The organism is Achromobacter sp. HNDS-1, from assembly GCF_040084795.1.
In the GTDB taxonomy this organism is placed as follows: domain Bacteria; phylum Pseudomonadota; class Gammaproteobacteria; order Burkholderiales; family Burkholderiaceae_B; genus Achromobacter; species Achromobacter ruhlandii.
The window spans coordinates 4,488,328-4,502,747 of sequence record NZ_CP157584.1 but is presented as its reverse complement, the minus strand read 5'-3'; the positions used below and the strand labels follow the sequence as shown (position 1 = coordinate 4,502,747).

Below are 14,420 nucleotides of genomic sequence, written 5' to 3'. Positions count from 1 at the left end.
ACGCGGCGGCCTCCTTTTCAGGAAGGCCGCCGCGTGGGGGGTGACGATCAGGCGGGGCGAGTCAGGAAATGTCCTGCCCGACGTGCTGGGCGATGATCTTCTGCAGGCGCTTGACGTCGCGCGCTTCCAGCGCCTCGACCATGTCGAAGTGCTCGCGCGCCGAGATCTCGATGCGCGAACGCGTCACCCATTCCTTGGCGGGGGCCGCCGGGCCGCGCGCCCGGGTTTCCTGGATCAGCGCCGCCAATTCGCGGTTGGAGCACATGTCGTACATCCCGGCGTGGAACGCCAGGTTGACCTCGTACTGCTCCAGCAGGGTGCCGTCCTGCAGCAGCTTGGAAAACCGCTCGGCCAGCGCGCGCAGGGCGCGCACCTTGGCCGCCGTGACGTTGGGCATCAGGTCGGCGGCCGCGCCGGTTTCCAGCAGCACGCGGATGTCGCGGATCTGCAGGTGCTGATCGGGGTCCATCGTATAGACGTGATAGCCCCGGTTCGGGATGTGCGCGATCAGCCGCTTGGCGGTCAATTGATCGAGCGCCCGCCGCACGTCCAGGCGCTTGGCGCCGTAGCGTTCCTGCAGATCGATCTGTTTCAGCCACGCGCCGGGGCCGTATACCCCCGACTGAATATCCAGGGCAATACGGTCAACCAGGCCCGGCTGTGTCGCCGCCGCTTTCGGCATGGACCACTCCCGTGAATCAAATCCAAACCGCGTATTTTATGCATAAGTCCGCGCCGCAACGGAACTCCCGCCCGGCGTGGACCCGTCCCCTCAAGCGGTGGCCCGCGTCGGCTCCGGCTGGTCCAGCCGCCAGCGCAGGCGCACGCCGCCGGTTTCGGTCGACTCCAGCGCGGGAATCGCCGACAGCAGGCTGCGGGTGTATTCCTCGCGCGGCTGGTCGAACACCGTGTCGCGCGTGCCCTGCTCGACGATGCCGCCGTCGCGCATCACCACCACGCGGTCGGCCACCTGCTCCACCACGCCCAGGTCGTGGCTGATGAAGAGGCACGAGAATCCGTGGCGCTCCTGCAGGTCGGCGAACAGGTCCAGCACCTGCGCCCGCACCGTCACGTCCAGCGCCGACACCGGTTCATCGGCGATGACGAAGGACGGCCGCCGCACCACCGCGCGGGCGATGGCCACGCGCTGGCGCTGGCCGCCCGACAGTTCGTGCGGAAAGCGCTTGGCGTATTCCGAGCCCAGGCCGACTTCGGCCAGCACTTCGTCGACGCGACGGCGCTTGTCGGCGGCCGGCATATCGACCAGCATGCGCAGGCCCTCGCCCACCAGCTCGCCGATGGTCATGCGCGGGTCGAGCGACGAATACGGGTCCTGGAACACCATCTGGCAGTTCAGGCGGTAGTCGCGCCAGGCCGGCGAACGGCGGCTGACCGGCTGGTCACGGAACAGGATCTGCCCGGAGGTCGGCGCCAGCAGGCCGGCGATGGCGCGGCCCAGCGTGGTCTTGCCGGAACCCGAGCCGCCCACCACCGCCACCACTTCGCGCGGCTTGACATGCAGGTCGATGCCATTGAGGGCGCGCTTGGCGCCGGTGCGCGAGAACAGGCGCTGGTGGCCGGCGTAGTCCACCACCAGGTTCCTGACCTCGACGATCGGCGCTTCCTGGATCGGCGGACGCGCCGGCAGGCGGCGCGGCATGGCGTCCAGCAGCTTGCGGGTGTAGGGATGCCGCGGGCGTTCGAGGATGCCGGCGGTGGTGCCGGTTTCCAGCACCTTGCCATGCTGCATCACCACCATGCGTTCGGTATAGCGCGCCACCATCGGCAGGTCGTGGCTGATCATCAGCACGGCGGTGTTGTGCTCGCGCGTCAGGTCGACCATCAGTTCCAGCACGTCGCGCTGCACCACCGCGTCGAGCGCGGTGGTGGGCTCGTCGGCGATCAGCAGCGCCGGCTCCAGCAGCATCACCGAGGCCAGCATCATGCGCTGGCGCATGCCGCCCGAGAACTCGTGCGGCCAGGCTTCGACGGCGGCCTTCGGGTCGCGGATGCCGACGCGGCGCAGCATCTCCAGGACGCGTTCGCGACGCTGTGCCGTCGACAGGTCGCGGCGGTGCAGCTTGAGCCCTTCGTCCAGTTGGCGCCCGATGGGCATGGACGGGTTGAGCGAGGTCATGGGTTCCTGAAACACCATGCCGATGCGCGCGCCGCGCAGCTTGCGCAGCGCGGCCGGGCTGGCCTGGGTGACTTCCACGCCCTCGAAGCGGATCGAGCCGCCAGCCACCACCAGCGGCGGCGGCGTCAGGCCCATGATGGCGCGCGCCGCCTGGGTCTTGCCGCTGCCGGACTCGCCGACGATGCCGACCATTTCGCCCGGCGCCACCTCGAAGGACACGCCGCTGACGATCTCGCGACCGCCGCGGCCCACAGTCAGGGACAGATTCGATACGGTAACCAGTGCGCTCATTGCACGCCCCTCATGCGGGGATCGAGACGGTCACGCACCGCGTCGCCCAGCAGGTTGATCCCGAGCAGCGCGAGCGCGATGGCCAGGCCCGGAAGAATGGAAAGATAGGAGGCCTGCGCCATGAACGGCCGGGCGGCGGCCAGCATGTTGCCCCAGGTGGGCGCCGGCGGCGGCACGCCCAGGCCCAGGAACGACAGTGCGCTTTCCGCCAGGATCACCCAGCCGAACATCGAGGTCGCCAGCACCGTCAACGGCGCGACGCAGTTGGGCAGCACGTGGCGCACCATGGTGTAGAGCTCGGAGTTGCCCAGCACGCGCGAGGATTCGATGAACTCCTTCTCGCGCAGCGACAGCACCGTGCCGCGCACGATGCGCGTCACCGACGGCGTATAGGCCAGGCCCAGCGCCAGGATGATGCCGTACTTGTTGGCGCCGACCACCGCCAGCAGGCCCAGCGCCAGCAGCAGGCCGGGGAAGGCCAGCAGGGCGTTGTTGAAGGCCATGATGATGCGGTCGGTCCAGCCGCGCACGAAGCCGGTCAGGGTGCCGACAATGGTGCCGGCGATGATGGCGAAGCCCACCGTCAGCAGGCTGATCCAGACGCTGCTGGACGCGCCGGCGAGCAGGCGCGACAGTTCATCGCGGCCGAACTCGTCGGTGCCCAGCAGGAAGTCGCCGCCGGGCGGCTTGAGCCGCGCCACGAAGTTGATCTTGAGCGGGTCGTGCGGCGTCCAGAAGGCGCCCATGATGGCCGCGACGAGCATCGCCGCCACGATCACGCCGCCTATCAGCGCGTTAGCTGCAATTCGCTTTTTCATTCGGCGGTCACTCTCGGGTCGAAGATGGGATAGCAGAGGTCGATCAGCAGGTTGACGATCACGTAGATCACGCCGACGAACAGCAGGCAGCCCTGGATCACGGGGTAGTCGCGGGCGAAGATCGAATCCACCAGCAGCCGGCCCAGGCCGGGAATGGTGAACACGGTTTCGACCACGGCGATGCCGCCGAGCAGGTTGCCCAGCACCAGGCCGATCAGGGTCCAGGTGGGGCCGAAGGCGTTGCGGAAGGCGTGGCGCATCAGCACCGCGGATTCCGACAGGCCCTTGGCGCGGGCGTGGGTGATGTAGTCCAGCCGCAGCACTTCCAGGGTGCTGGCGCGCGCCATGCGCATCAACACGCCGATCTCGTGCAGGAACAGCGTCAGGATCGGCATGGCCAGGTACAGCAGGCCGGCCTTCCAGTCTTCGCCGATCGACACGTAGCCCACCACCGGCAGCCATTGCAGCTTCAGGCCGAAGAAGATCAGCAGCAGCAGGCCGAGCCAGAAGGTGGGAATGGACACCAGCAGCGTGGCGGTGCCGACCAGGATCAGGTCGGGCGCCTTGTTCTGCTTCCAGGCGGCGATCATGCCGGCGGGCACGGCCACCAGGGCGGCGAACAGCACGGCCACCAGCACCACGCGGCCGCTGATCAGGAAACGGTCCCACACCAGCGGCAGCACGGGCTGGCCGGTGTTGATGGACGAACCCAGGTCGCCGTGCAGCATGTTGCCGAACCAGATGCCGAACTGGGTGGGCCAGGTCTGGTCCAGGCCCAGCCGCGCGCGCAGGTCGGCCAGGGCCGCCGGCGTGGCCAGGTCGCCCAGCAGCAATTGCGCGGGGTCGCCCGGGATCAGGCGGATCATGACGAACACCGCCACCGCCACGATCAGCAGTGTGGGAATGGCCATGACGATACGGGATAGCGCGAAACGCAGCATGGCCCTCTCCTATCGCGGCAGGCAGGCGCTCGCGCGCCCGCCCATCGGGTTGTGGACGTTATTCATTGCGCAGCTTGCGCAGTTCGGCGGCCAGGAAGTCCTGCACCTGGCCGACGCACTTCAGGCCGTCGTGCGGCACGTTGTCGACCACGTCCAGCACGGCCTTGACGCCAGCCGCCTCGAACGAGCGGCGCAGCGATTCCAGGCGCTCGGGGCGCGTGGAGCCGGCGGAGTTGGCCCCGGGCATGAAGAACTTGCCGCCTTCGCGGTGGGTGATTTCCCAGGTCTCCAGGTCGGCCTTGCCGACGATCATGTGCACAGCGACCTGGCGCAGGGCCTCGATGTCCACGGCTTTGCCGAAGCGGGCTTCGGCGTCGCGCACGCCGACCCACCAGTCCTGGCTGGGGTCGAGCAGCGTGACCGAACCGGGCGCGCCGATCGAGACGGCCCACAGGGTTTCGGGATGCAGCAGGGCGTAGCGGTTGACGAACTGGCCGCCGCCGGAATAGCCGAACAGGGCGAAGCGGGAGAAGTCGCGGCCGAATTTCTCGCCGACTTCGGCGACCATGCCTTGCAGGATGTGGTCGTAGCGGATGTCGCCTTCGCGCAGTTGCTTGAAGCCGTCGCGGTTGCCGTCGCCGAGCGGGCTGACGGGGAACAGCGGGCACAGCACGATGCAGTCGTTCCAGCGGGCGAACTCGGCGAAGGCGTCGCGGTATTCGACGAAAGCTCGGCCGGTGCCGTGCATGATGACGACCAGCTCCATGGGATGTTTGGCCTGGTCGATGTGCGGGGGGACGTACATGCAGTACGAGAAGCGCGGGTCGATGCGCGAGGCGAAGACGGTGCTGTGGCCGAGGTCGTAGATGGCGCGGGCGCGGGCGGCGTCGGGGGCCAGGGCGGGTGCTGCGGTGGACTGCATGGTTTCCTCGATTCCCGGGCGGGGTGTGCCGGGGGGGGTGTTGCGGGCGGGGGATGTTTGACTAAATTGGCGCCAATTTTAGGAACCAGGTTTGGGTTGGGGCAAGCGGGGGGAATCCCTAACGAGTGGTTCGTGACGTTGCCCCGGGGATCGGTCGGGTGGCTAGGGCTGTGGTTCTTTTGACGCGGGGTGGCCGGGCCGGGCGGAGGGCGGGGCTACGATTGCGGTCCGGAGCCTTCGCTCCGGACTGCCCCTGCGTCAACCTCGTCCGCCTTCGGCTCCCTACGGTTTCCCTTGGGCGCATCTACACGCCCCGCCCTCCGCCCGGCCCGGCCACCCCGCTGCGTCAGCGCGTTTCGAGACGCCGCCGGGATGTGTCACGTGCTTGGGCTTCGTGGCGATGTTGTCTGGAGTTGGAAGATCTTGCGGGGTCGCCCAAGGCGGCCGCGAGGGCGGCCTTTTTGGGCGTTCGGTGGTGCGGCGTCGGCGTCCGGGTTTGCGGAGATGACGTAGGCGTCGTCAACAGGAAGGGCAGAGACAAGAGCGGCGATTTTGCGCTCTGGGAGGGACGGTCACAAAGATGGGCGGCGGGGCTCAATCGAGCTTGTAGCTTTTCAGGTGGATGCTGGTTTCCGTGGCGGAGATGGCCTTGATGAGACGGACGCGGTCCAGGACGCGGGACATTTCCTCGATGTTGGCCACGCGCAGTTCGGCCAGCAGGTCCCAGCGGCCGTTGGTGTCGTGCAGGGCGACGACGGCGGGGTCGCCCAGGAGGATGCTGACGACGCGGCGGGTTTCGTTGCCGTCGACGGCGATGTTCATCCAGGCGCCGATCTGGTCGGGTTGGGATTCGGGGCGCAGCCGGACGGTGTAGCCCACGATGATGCCCTCGTCTTCCATGCGGGCGATGCGGTTGTTGATGGTGCCCCTTGATACGTCGAGCTTCTTGGCCAGGGTCGCGACGGTTGCGCGAGCGTCGGCGCGCAACAGACCCAGCAATTGCTGATCGAGTGTGTCCATGATTGTTCCAGCTAAAAATTGGCGCCAATTTCACATCTTATACGGATTCGACGCGATGCTGGCGCGCGCTGTCTGGCGCACGGGCCTGCCGGCCGTGGCGTGTTTTTGCCACGACCCCAATTTACCGCGTTTGGATTGGCGCCAATTTTTGATATATTTCGGGCCGGTCGGGCAAGGTCCGACTCGGCTCGTGCGCGCCCCTGGCAGTCGTCCGCGCCGAACCAGTAAAGATTCTCAATGTGATTGACGCTCGTATTAATGACGCGCGCCCTCCCCCGCTTCCTGGACTTCCGATGCCGATTCCTTTTCCCCCGCGACGCCTGACGCTCGCACTGGCCATGCTGACGCTGGCCGCCCACAGCCAGGCGCAGACCGCGGCAGACGCCGCGCCCGCCGACAACACCCTGGGCGCGATCAGCGTCGTGGGCGACTGGCTGGAAAATCCGAATGAGGAGAAGGTGCTGGAACACGGCGGCGCGCGCACCATCATCGAGCGCTCGTCGTTCCAGGACACCGGCGCGACCAATGTGCGCGACGTCTTGCGCCGCGTGCCGGGCGTGCAGGTGCAGGAAAGCAATGGCACGGGCGGCAGCGATGTGTCGCTGAACGTGGGCGTGCGCGGGCTGACCTCGCGCCTGTCGCCGCGCTCGACCATTCTGATGGACGGCATTCCGCTGGCGGTGGCGCCCTATGGCCAGCCGCAGTTGTCGATGGCCCCGGTGTCGCTGGGCAACCTGTCGGCGGTGGACGTGGTGCGCGGCGCCGGCTCGGTGCGCTATGGCCCGCAGAACGTGGGCGGCATCATCAACTTCGTGACGCGCGCGATTCCGCGGGACTTCACCGCCGACGCCACGGTCGAGACCGACATGTACAGCCACGGCGGCGTGAAGACCTCGCCCAGCGCATTCATCGGCGGCACCAACGAACGCGGCCTGGGCGGCGCACTGCTTTATTCCGGCACGCACGGCAACGGCTTTCGCGAGAGCAACGACCGCGTGGACATCGATGACGTGATGCTCAAGGGCACCTATCGCATCGGCGCCGACGACAGCATGTCGGCCGCGCTGCATCACTACGAAGGCCGCGCCGGCATGCCGGGCGGGCTGACCGCCCGGCAGTATTCCGAGGATCCGTTCCAGTCCACCCGGCCTTACGACAACTTCACCGGCCGCCGCACCGACGCCTCGTTCCGCTACAACCACGATGACGGCATCAACAAGTTCGAGCTGCTCACCTACTACACCGACAGCTTCCGCGGCAGCAGCATCGAGACCGAGGGTACCGGCGCCAACGCCGGCAAGCGCCGCCTGACGTTCAACCCGCGCAACTATCACACCTTCGCGATCGAGCCGCGCTATTCGCGCCTGTTCCGCGGCCCCAGCGTGACGCAGGAAATCAGCGTGGGCTACCGCTACCTGAAGGAAGCCAGCGACGAACGCGCCTCGCGCACCGCGTTCTACGTGCCGGACAGCGGCTTCGACCCGCTCGATGCGCCCAATCCGCAGTACCAGTACCGCACCGGCGGCACCACGGCGCATGCGGTCTACATCGATGACACCATCAACGTGGGCAACTGGACCATCACGCCGGGCCTGCGCTATGAATTCATCGACTCGTTCCTGAACGACAAGTCCAATCCCGCGGCCAGGACCCATACCAGCATCAAGTCCGAAGAACCCCTGCCCTCGCTGTCGGTGGTCTACCACGTCAGCGAACAATGGAGCGTGTTCGCCAACGCCGGCCAGTCATTCGGCCCGCTGCAGTACTTCCAGATCGCCTCGACCACCAACGGCCTGCATCCGGAAAAGGCCACCACCTATGAAGTCGGCACGCATTTCAATGGCGGCGGCTGGAAGGGCGAACTGACGCTGTTCAACATCGACTTCGACGACGAACTGCAGCTGCGCGGCGGCACCAATGGCGGTTCGGACGCCTGGACCAACCTGGGCGCCACCCGCCACCGCGGGCTGGAAACCGGCCTGTCGTACGACCTGGGCGAACTGACAGCCGCGCTGTCGGGCCTGTCACTGTACGGCACCTATACCTACACCCAGGCCACTTACAAGGCCGGCGTGTTCGAGGGCCGCGACCTGCCCTTCTATTCGCGCAACGTGGCCTCGCTGGGCGCGCGCTACACGCGCAACCAGTGGACCTTCAACGTCGATACCTTCCTGCAGTCCAAGCAGCGCTCGCCCGGCGCCCCCGATCCCGGCGCCCGCTACCAGACCGAGGAAAGCGCCAACGGCGCCTATGGCGACATTCCGGGCTACGGCACGGTGCACGTGCGCGCCGCCTACGACTTCGGCAAGCAGATGCACAACCTGAACATCGCGCTGGGCGTGAAGAACCTGTTCGACAAGCGCTACTTCACGCGTTCCACCGACAACAACGCCGGCAAGTACGTGGGCATGCCGCGCACGGTGTACCTGCAAGCCTCGCTGGCGTACTGAGGCATCGCCCCCGGGTCGGGCGCCACGCCGGCGGCGTGGCGCCCGACCCGACGGCTAGCCCAATGCCGCCACCAGCCTGCCGACCTCGGCGATGCAGCGGTCGCGCTCCTCCATCGGCACCGCGGTGGTTTCCAGATAGGCCGCGATGATGATCGGCGCCGCGCCCGGCGGCTGCGCAAAGCCGGCGTCGTTACAGCCCACCTTCGAATAGGTGCCGGTCTTCTCGCCGATTCTCCAATCCGCCGGCATGCCGGCGCGCAGGCGCTTGCCGCCCGTCGTGTTGGCCAGCAGCCAGGATTGCAGTTGCTGCCGCGATTGCGGCTTGAGCGCGTCGCCGAACAATAGCGTGTCCAGCGTGCGCGCCATGGCCCGCGGGGTGGTGGTGTCTTGCGGCTCGCTCGGATGCGGGCGGTTCAGTTCGGGTTCATAACGATCATGACGCGTGACGGTATCGCCCAGGCCGCGCAGGTAGCGGGTCAGGGCCTGCGGGCCGCCATAGCTCTTGTGCATGAGGTTGACCGCCGCGTTGTCGCTGGTGGTGATCGTCGCTTCACAGAGTTCGGCCAAGGTCATTCCTCGCGGCCCGACATGCAGCCGCGTGACCGGCGAATACTCCTGCACATCGGCATCGGTGATCGGGATGCGGCGCGACAGCTGATCCTCGCCACGGTCGGCCCGCGCCAGCACATAGGCCGCCGACAGCGTCTTGAAGGAACTGAGCATCAGGAAACGTTCGTCGGCGCGATAGCCGGCGGCCTGCCCGCTGCCCACGTCGAGCAGGGCCACGCCCAGCCGGCCACGGCTGGCCGCCTCCAGCTTGGCCAGGGCCTGTTGGAATGTCGCGAGACTGTCGCGCGTCCATCGAGTTTTCTTATCCGTCCTGGCGCGCGCCAGGGTGGGCATCCCGCCGGCCAGCACGGCCGAGGCGATGAAGGTTCTTCTCGTCAGCAAGGCGTTCTCCTTTAAAAACGCTTGCATCCTAGAGGCTGGACGGCGCGGCCAACAAACGGGAATAATTGTGGCCATCCCATAGAAAAACTAATGCGTCGCCGTGGACCTGCCTCTTAACGCCCTGAGGGCCTTCCAAGTGTCGGCGCGACACCTGAGCTTCACGCGCGCCGCGCAGGAACTGAACCTGACGCAGGCGGCCGTCAGCCAGCACGTCAAGAACCTGGAGGCGCGGCTGGGCGTGGCATTGTTCCGGCGCGTGCCACGCGGCCTGGTGCTGACGGACGAGGGCCTGGCGCTGGTGCCGGTATTGTCTGAATCATTCGACCGGATCACCTCCGCGCTACAGGGCTATCGCGGCAAGGTGCGGCGACAGGTCCTGTCGGTGGGCGTGGTGGGCACTTTCGCGGTAGGCTGGCTGCTGCCCCGGATGCGCGATTTCCAGGCGCGCCATCCGCACGTGGATCTGCGCGTGTTCTCGAACAACAATCGTGTCGACCTGGCCGCCGAGGGCCTGGACCTGGCGATACGGTTCGGGGATGGCAATTGGCATGGCATCGATGCGCAGCCGCTGTTGTCGGCGCCCCTGTCGCCGGTCTGCGCTCCCGCCCTGGCGCCGCGCCTGCGCGCACCGCGCGACGTGCTGCGCGAGCCGCTGCTGCGATCCTATCGACCGGATGAATGGCCCGCCTGGTTTGCCGCGGCCGGCCTGGAGCCCCCGCTGGTGCAGGGGTCGATGTTCGATTCCTCGCTGGTATTGGCCGACGCGGCCGCGCAGGGCGCCGGCGTCGCCCTGCTGCCCACGCGCCTGTTCGAGCGCGAATTCCTGTCGGGCCGGCTGGTGCGCCCGTTCGCGCTGGAAGTGGAAACCGGGCAATACTGGCTCACCCGCATCGCCAGCCGCCGTCCGACGGCCGCCATGCAGGCATTCGGCGCGTGGATGCACGATGCGCTGAGCGCCTGGCCGCAGGCGGCCACGGCGGGCTGAGCCGGCGGCCCGCGACGGAACCGCGGCGCCCTACTTGCCCAACAAGCGCTTGACGCCGCTGACCACGCCCAGCGTCACCGCGCCGGCGGCGATGCCGAACAGGGCGCTGAGCAAGGTCGACACCAGCGGCGGCAACAGGCCGCCGCCGCTGGCGGCCGCGACATGCTCGATGGCCGTGCCCACCGGCGCGATGCCATGCGTCAGGATGCCGCCGCCCACCATGAACATGGCGGCGGTGCCCACCACTGACAAAGTCTTCATCAGGTAAGGCGCGGCCGCCACGATGCGCTTGCCGAGGGCGGCGACCAGCGCGGCGCGACGGCCGCTCAGGTACAGGCCCAGGTCGTCCAGCTTGACGATGCCGGCCACCAGCCCGTAGACGCCCACCGTCATGACCAGTGCGATGCCGGCCAGCACCACCGTCTGGCGCAGCAGATCGGCGCCGGCCACCGCGCCCAGGGTGATGGCGATGATCTCCGCCGACAGGATGAAGTCGGTGCGCACCGCGCCCTTGATCTTGTCGCGCTCGAACGCCACCATGTCGACCGCCGCGTCCTGCAGGGCCTCGGCGCGGGCCGCATGATTGCCCTCGACCGTGTCGCCGTGCGGCAGGAATTTGTGCGCCAGTTTTTCCACGCCCTCAAAGCACAGGAACAGGCCGCCGGCCATCAGCAGCGGTGTCACCGCCCAGGGCGCGAAAGCGCTGATCACCAGGGCCGACGGCACCAGGATCAGCTTGTTGATGAGCGAGCCCTTGGCCACCGCCCACACGACCGGCAGTTCGCGATTGACCGGCACGCCCGAAACCTGCTGCGCATTCAGCGCCAGGTCGTCGCCCAGCACGCCGGCGGTTTTCTTGGCCGCCACCTTGGTCATGACGGAGACGTCGTCCAGGATGGTGGCGATGTCGTCGAACAGTGCGAAGAAGCTGCTGCCGGCCATGGCGGTTTCCGCAAAGGGGGAGATGCCCGAGTGTACAGGCGTCCGCCGGCCTGGAAAGGCGCCCCTCCCATGACCGTTTCCGCCCGTTACCTGTCCGCGCACGGCGTCGGCGCGGCGCGCCGGGGCGGGTATGCTGGCCGGAATCGCCCTCTTCAAGGAAACCGCCATGCTCGAATTGCGCCCCAACTGCGAACATTGCGACGCCGACCTGCCGCCCGCCTCGACCGAAGCCCGCATATGCAGCTTTGAATGCACCTTCTGCGCGCGCTGCGCCGACCAGGTGCTGGGCAACGTCTGCCCCAATTGCGGCGGCGGCTTCGCGCCGCGGCCGGTGCGGCCGGCCACGGACCGGCGCAACGGCAATTTCCTGGGCACGTATCCGGCCAGCGGCACGCGCAAGCACCGGCCCGCCGACCTGGCCGCCCACGCCCTGCTGCGGCAGGCGCTGCGGGACATCGCCGCGCAGGACCGCTAATACGCCAGGTCGACGCCGCCCCCCCCCCCCGCGCGGGCAGGCGCGCCGGCTCGGTCCTAAGGTCTGAGGCCGCGCGGACGCCGCGTCAGGCCTTGATATACACCCAGGCGTGCACGCCGGACTTGAGCAGCACCGAAACGCGCTTGTAGTCAGACACTTCGTAGCGGTCGGCGGCTTCCAGTTCCTGCTGCGTGATCTCGAACACCATGCCCGGCACCTCGTCCTTGGGATCGTAGCTGGCGTAGACGATGGGGTGGCGCGCCAGGCCGCTGGTCTTGATCACCTCGGGATCGGTGATGTCGACCCAGCGCTGCACATAACCCGTCATGGCGTCCGCGCGGCCAGTGAGCTCGCGGCCGAAATTGGCGCGTTGCACCGCCTTGTCCTGCAGCGTGCCGTAGGAAAACAGCAGGACGTGGGTTTCGTTCGATTCAGGCACCTTTGTGTCCTTAAGGAAATTTCATGTTCTCCACTTTACCTCACCCCGTGAGATCCGGCGGATCTTCGCCTATGGGACGGACCGGCAGCCAACACAAAGGCCGCCCGCTTGCGCCAGGCGGCCATGTCATCAACCAGTAGCCGTTAACCGCGACTTCGCGCCGTGCCCCTGGTTCACCCCGGCCGGGGATGCGCGTCGACCACGGTGCGTCCGTGGTGGATGGCGGCATCCACCGCCATGCTGGGGCTGTAGACGAATCCGCCCGATGCGAACAACGGCACGGCGTAGGGTTCGCCAAGCCGGTCCTGATCGCCCGCCAACTCCACCGCGACGGTCGCTGTGAAGGCGGGACGGTCCGATCCGCCCACCGAAACGCGGGATACGCTCGCGGTCAGCCGATAGCCTTTGTAAACCATGTTGTTGTGAAGCATAAGCCCCCCGTCGATAAGTAAAAGGCCCGCTTGCGCGGGCCCTTCATTTACATCGCGCGGATCTGGGTCGCGTGCGGACCTTTCGCGCCCTGCGCGGTCACATAACTGACGCGCTGGTTTTCAATCAGCGCCTTGTGACCGTCCCCGACGATTTCGGAAAAATGGGCGAACAAATCCTTGCCGCCGTTCTCGGGCATGATGAAGCCAAACCCTTTGGCATCGTTGAACCATTTGACGATTCCGGTTTCCATGAGCCATTCCTTTTAGATGGCGGGCATAGCCCGCGAAGTGAACCAGCGAAGTGAGCCAGTCAAGGAAAGGACGGCGAACAATGCGGCGCCCCGCGAGGGGAGCAATACCGGACGATGATCACGATGCTCGAAAAGCTTCAAACCCACTATGGGTGCTGGACACGCCAAAGTCAACCAACGTTTCCAAATAGCACCCCGGTTACGCGGCAAACATCGGAATTGCCCCGTCCCCACCCGGGAACGGCCGGATTTCGGGCAATTCCGCGCTTTCGCGTAACACCTGGCGTGTTTTCCCTCGCGCGCACGACAAAGCGCGTATGCTGTCCCGATGGTGCTTGACCGCGCGACCCTCGCCGCATCGCCATGCACAGGAGCACGGCCATGACCTCGCATCATTTCCGCATCAACCGCCCCAGCCACGGCTTTTCGGCAGCGCGCGCGTGAGCGCGTTCAAGCGGTCTATCGCGCGTTTCGCCAACGCCTGCGTCAAATTGCTGCCACGGCCTTCGACCCCGCCCATCAGTCCCCCGCCGCGCGATGCTTCGCAGGGCGCCAGCGTCCACCGCCCCGCTCATGCGGCGATTTCATCGCCGTGGCGCATCTACCGCATCTATGCGCGGCCGGGACACCTGCTGATCCGCAACGAGCATGGCGAAATCCACGACCTTGGCGTCATGAAGGGCAGCGAGCCCAACCTCAGCTATCGCCTGTACGCGAGGAACCTCAAGGGACAGGGCTTCGCCACGCGCACGCAATTGCTCGACGATATCGCTCACAGAATCGAGGCCGGCGAAGTGGGACGCGAATTGTTGTCCCTGCCCGCGTGCAGCATGCCTCTCGGGGCCGACCTCGACCGCGGTTCGCACACCGACGTTTCGATGAAGCTGACGCGCTAGCGGCCAGCGGATGCGGCTAGAAATCGGGCATCCGCTGCAGGCAGACGTTCACCACGCCCATTACCTGATCGCGCAGTTTGTCGGCCTCGGGGCCGCTGGCCTGGGTCGCCAGCAGCTGGTCATAGCGCAGGAAGTCCTTTTCCGGGACTTTCGATTGCAGGCCATCCAGCACGCATTGGCAATAGCCCTTGGACTTGGCATCCACCGTGCTGGCGGGAATGGTGGCGGGCGCCTTGGCCTTGAAACCCTGCAGGCAGGAGCTGTAGGTGGCGCGTTGCACCTCGGGCGGATACTCCGCCTTCTTGCCGCACGCGGCCAGGAGCAGCAACACCGCTGCACTCGCGCCCAGGGCGCGGCGGGTACGGAAGACTGGCATGGCGTTCCTTCGCATTCAATGGGCCAGCGCCGATTTTGGCATGGCCGGGGCGGGGCCGCACCTGGCGCTTGGCGGACGCGCAACGGCCTGGCAGC

At 67.1% G+C, this 14,420-nt stretch carries 16 protein-coding genes; 4 read left to right on the top strand and 12 right to left on the bottom strand.

The annotated features are described in order from the left end of the window. Positions 1–61: 61 nt before the first annotated feature. From ABFG95_RS20850 to ABFG95_RS20825, 6 genes are all read right to left on the bottom strand, one after another. Positions 62–682 carry a GntR family transcriptional regulator gene (locus ABFG95_RS20850; protein WP_049071990.1) on the bottom strand — a complete coding sequence of 207 codons (621 nt, stop codon included), beginning with the start codon at positions 680–682 and terminating at the stop codon, positions 62–64. Between the two features lie 90 nt (positions 683–772). Then, positions 773–2,428, bottom strand: coding sequence for an ABC transporter ATP-binding protein (locus tag ABFG95_RS20845; protein WP_336730456.1), 1,656 nt, complete (start codon positions 2,426–2,428; stop codon positions 773–775). After that, on the bottom strand, positions 2,425–3,246 hold the full coding sequence (locus tag ABFG95_RS20840) for an ABC transporter permease (RefSeq protein WP_049071983.1): 822 nt from the start codon (positions 3,244–3,246) through the stop codon (positions 2,425–2,427). Before ABFG95_RS20840 ends, ABFG95_RS20845 begins: the two co-directional genes overlap by 4 nt. Next, on the bottom strand, positions 3,243–4,187 hold the full coding sequence (locus tag ABFG95_RS20835; RefSeq protein WP_006393367.1) for an ABC transporter permease: 945 nt from the start codon (positions 4,185–4,187) through the stop codon (positions 3,243–3,245). Before ABFG95_RS20835 ends, ABFG95_RS20840 begins: the two co-directional genes overlap by 4 nt. A gap of 58 nt (positions 4,188–4,245) precedes the next feature. Beyond that, positions 4,246–5,109: an alpha/beta hydrolase gene (locus ABFG95_RS20830; RefSeq protein WP_263899268.1), complete on the bottom strand. Its 864-nt coding sequence runs from the start codon at positions 5,107–5,109 to the stop codon at positions 4,246–4,248. Positions 5,110–5,703: 594 nt separating this feature from the next. Next, the gene (locus tag ABFG95_RS20825) at positions 5,704–6,129 is read right to left on the bottom strand and encodes an Lrp/AsnC family transcriptional regulator (protein ID WP_047992161.1); all 426 of its coding nucleotides are present in this window, start codon (positions 6,127–6,129) and stop codon (positions 5,704–5,706) included. A 293-nt stretch (positions 6,130–6,422) separates the two neighbouring features. Between ABFG95_RS20825 and ABFG95_RS20820 the strand changes: the two genes are divergently transcribed. Continuing rightward, on the top strand, positions 6,423–8,579 hold the full coding sequence (locus ABFG95_RS20820) for a TonB-dependent siderophore receptor (RefSeq protein ID WP_348994889.1): 2,157 nt from the start codon (positions 6,423–6,425) through the stop codon (positions 8,577–8,579). A 54-nt stretch (positions 8,580–8,633) separates the two neighbouring features. Here ABFG95_RS20820 and blaAXC read toward each other — a convergent pair whose 3' ends face one another. Beyond that, positions 8,634–9,530: an AXC family carbapenem-hydrolyzing class A beta-lactamase gene (gene blaAXC / locus ABFG95_RS20815; protein ID WP_278990207.1), complete on the bottom strand. Its 897-nt coding sequence runs from the start codon at positions 9,528–9,530 to the stop codon at positions 8,634–8,636. A gap of 100 nt (positions 9,531–9,630) precedes the next feature. Here blaAXC and axcR point away from each other — a divergent pair, with 100 nt between their 5' ends. Further along, the gene (axcR, locus tag ABFG95_RS20810) at positions 9,631–10,515 is read left to right on the top strand and encodes a putative beta-lactamase transcriptional repressor AxcR (RefSeq protein ID WP_100505521.1); all 885 of its coding nucleotides are present in this window, start codon (positions 9,631–9,633) and stop codon (positions 10,513–10,515) included. Between the two features lie 30 nt (positions 10,516–10,545). On the opposite strand, the gene ABFG95_RS20805 is transcribed toward axcR, so the two are convergent. After that, positions 10,546–11,457, bottom strand: a complete 912-nt coding sequence (locus tag ABFG95_RS20805) for a DUF808 domain-containing protein (RefSeq protein ID WP_348994888.1) — start codon at positions 11,455–11,457, stop codon at positions 10,546–10,548. Positions 11,458–11,623: 166 nt separating this feature from the next. Here ABFG95_RS20805 and ABFG95_RS20800 point away from each other — a divergent pair, with 166 nt between their 5' ends. Further along, positions 11,624–11,932, top strand: coding sequence for a DUF1272 domain-containing protein (locus ABFG95_RS20800; RefSeq protein WP_175203157.1), 309 nt, complete (start codon positions 11,624–11,626; stop codon positions 11,930–11,932). Between the two features lie 85 nt (positions 11,933–12,017). Here ABFG95_RS20800 and ABFG95_RS20795 read toward each other — a convergent pair whose 3' ends face one another. The 3 genes from ABFG95_RS20795 to ABFG95_RS20785 form a co-directional block, all read right to left on the bottom strand. Continuing rightward, positions 12,018–12,371 carry a gamma-glutamylcyclotransferase family protein gene (locus ABFG95_RS20795; protein ID WP_049071971.1) on the bottom strand — a complete coding sequence of 118 codons (354 nt, stop codon included), beginning with the start codon at positions 12,369–12,371 and terminating at the stop codon, positions 12,018–12,020. A 173-nt stretch (positions 12,372–12,544) separates the two neighbouring features. After that, positions 12,545–12,802 carry a hypothetical protein gene (locus tag ABFG95_RS20790; RefSeq protein ID WP_049071968.1) on the bottom strand — a complete coding sequence of 86 codons (258 nt, stop codon included), beginning with the start codon at positions 12,800–12,802 and terminating at the stop codon, positions 12,545–12,547. 47 nt (positions 12,803–12,849) lie between these two features. Continuing rightward, entirely contained in the window at positions 12,850–13,053 is a 204-nt protein-coding gene (locus ABFG95_RS20785; protein ID WP_049071966.1) for a cold-shock protein, read from the bottom strand. 440 nt (positions 13,054–13,493) lie between these two features. On the opposite strand from ABFG95_RS20785, the gene ABFG95_RS20780 reads away from it, so the two are divergent. Next, positions 13,494–13,949: a hypothetical protein gene (locus tag ABFG95_RS20780; protein ID WP_059269485.1), complete on the top strand. Its 456-nt coding sequence runs from the start codon at positions 13,494–13,496 to the stop codon at positions 13,947–13,949. Between the two features lie 16 nt (positions 13,950–13,965). Here ABFG95_RS20780 and ABFG95_RS20775 read toward each other — a convergent pair whose 3' ends face one another. Beyond that, positions 13,966–14,325, bottom strand: a complete 360-nt coding sequence (locus ABFG95_RS20775) for a hypothetical protein (protein ID WP_054417573.1) — start codon at positions 14,323–14,325, stop codon at positions 13,966–13,968. Positions 14,326–14,420: the final 95 nt, after the last annotated feature.

Coding starts and splice junctions, on each gene's coding strand:
- ABFG95_RS20850 (WP_049071990.1), bottom strand. CDS start 682: ATGCCGAAAGCGGCGGCGACACAGCCGGGCCTGGTTGACCGTATTGCC.
- ABFG95_RS20845 (WP_336730456.1), bottom strand. CDS start 2,428: ATGAGCGCACTGGTTACCGTATCGAATCTGTCCCTGACTGTGGGCCGC.
- ABFG95_RS20840 (WP_049071983.1), bottom strand. CDS start 3,246: ATGAAAAAGCGAATTGCAGCTAACGCGCTGATAGGCGGCGTGATCGTG.
- ABFG95_RS20835 (WP_006393367.1), bottom strand. CDS start 4,187: ATGCTGCGTTTCGCGCTATCCCGTATCGTCATGGCCATTCCCACACTG.
- ABFG95_RS20830 (WP_263899268.1), bottom strand. CDS start 5,109: ATGCAGTCCACCGCAGCACCCGCCCTGGCCCCCGACGCCGCCCGCGCC.
- ABFG95_RS20825 (WP_047992161.1), bottom strand. CDS start 6,129: ATGGACACACTCGATCAGCAATTGCTGGGTCTGTTGCGCGCCGACGCT.
- ABFG95_RS20820 (WP_348994889.1), top strand. CDS start 6,423: ATGCCGATTCCTTTTCCCCCGCGACGCCTGACGCTCGCACTGGCCATG.
- ABFG95_RS20805 (WP_348994888.1), bottom strand. CDS start 11,457: ATGGCCGGCAGCAGCTTCTTCGCACTGTTCGACGACATCGCCACCATC.
- ABFG95_RS20800 (WP_175203157.1), top strand. CDS start 11,624: ATGCTCGAATTGCGCCCCAACTGCGAACATTGCGACGCCGACCTGCCG.
- ABFG95_RS20790 (WP_049071968.1), bottom strand. CDS start 12,802: ATGCTTCACAACAACATGGTTTACAAAGGCTATCGGCTGACCGCGAGC.
- ABFG95_RS20785 (WP_049071966.1), bottom strand. CDS start 13,053: ATGGAAACCGGAATCGTCAAATGGTTCAACGATGCCAAAGGGTTTGGC.
- ABFG95_RS20775 (WP_054417573.1), bottom strand. CDS start 14,325: ATGCCAGTCTTCCGTACCCGCCGCGCCCTGGGCGCGAGTGCAGCGGTG.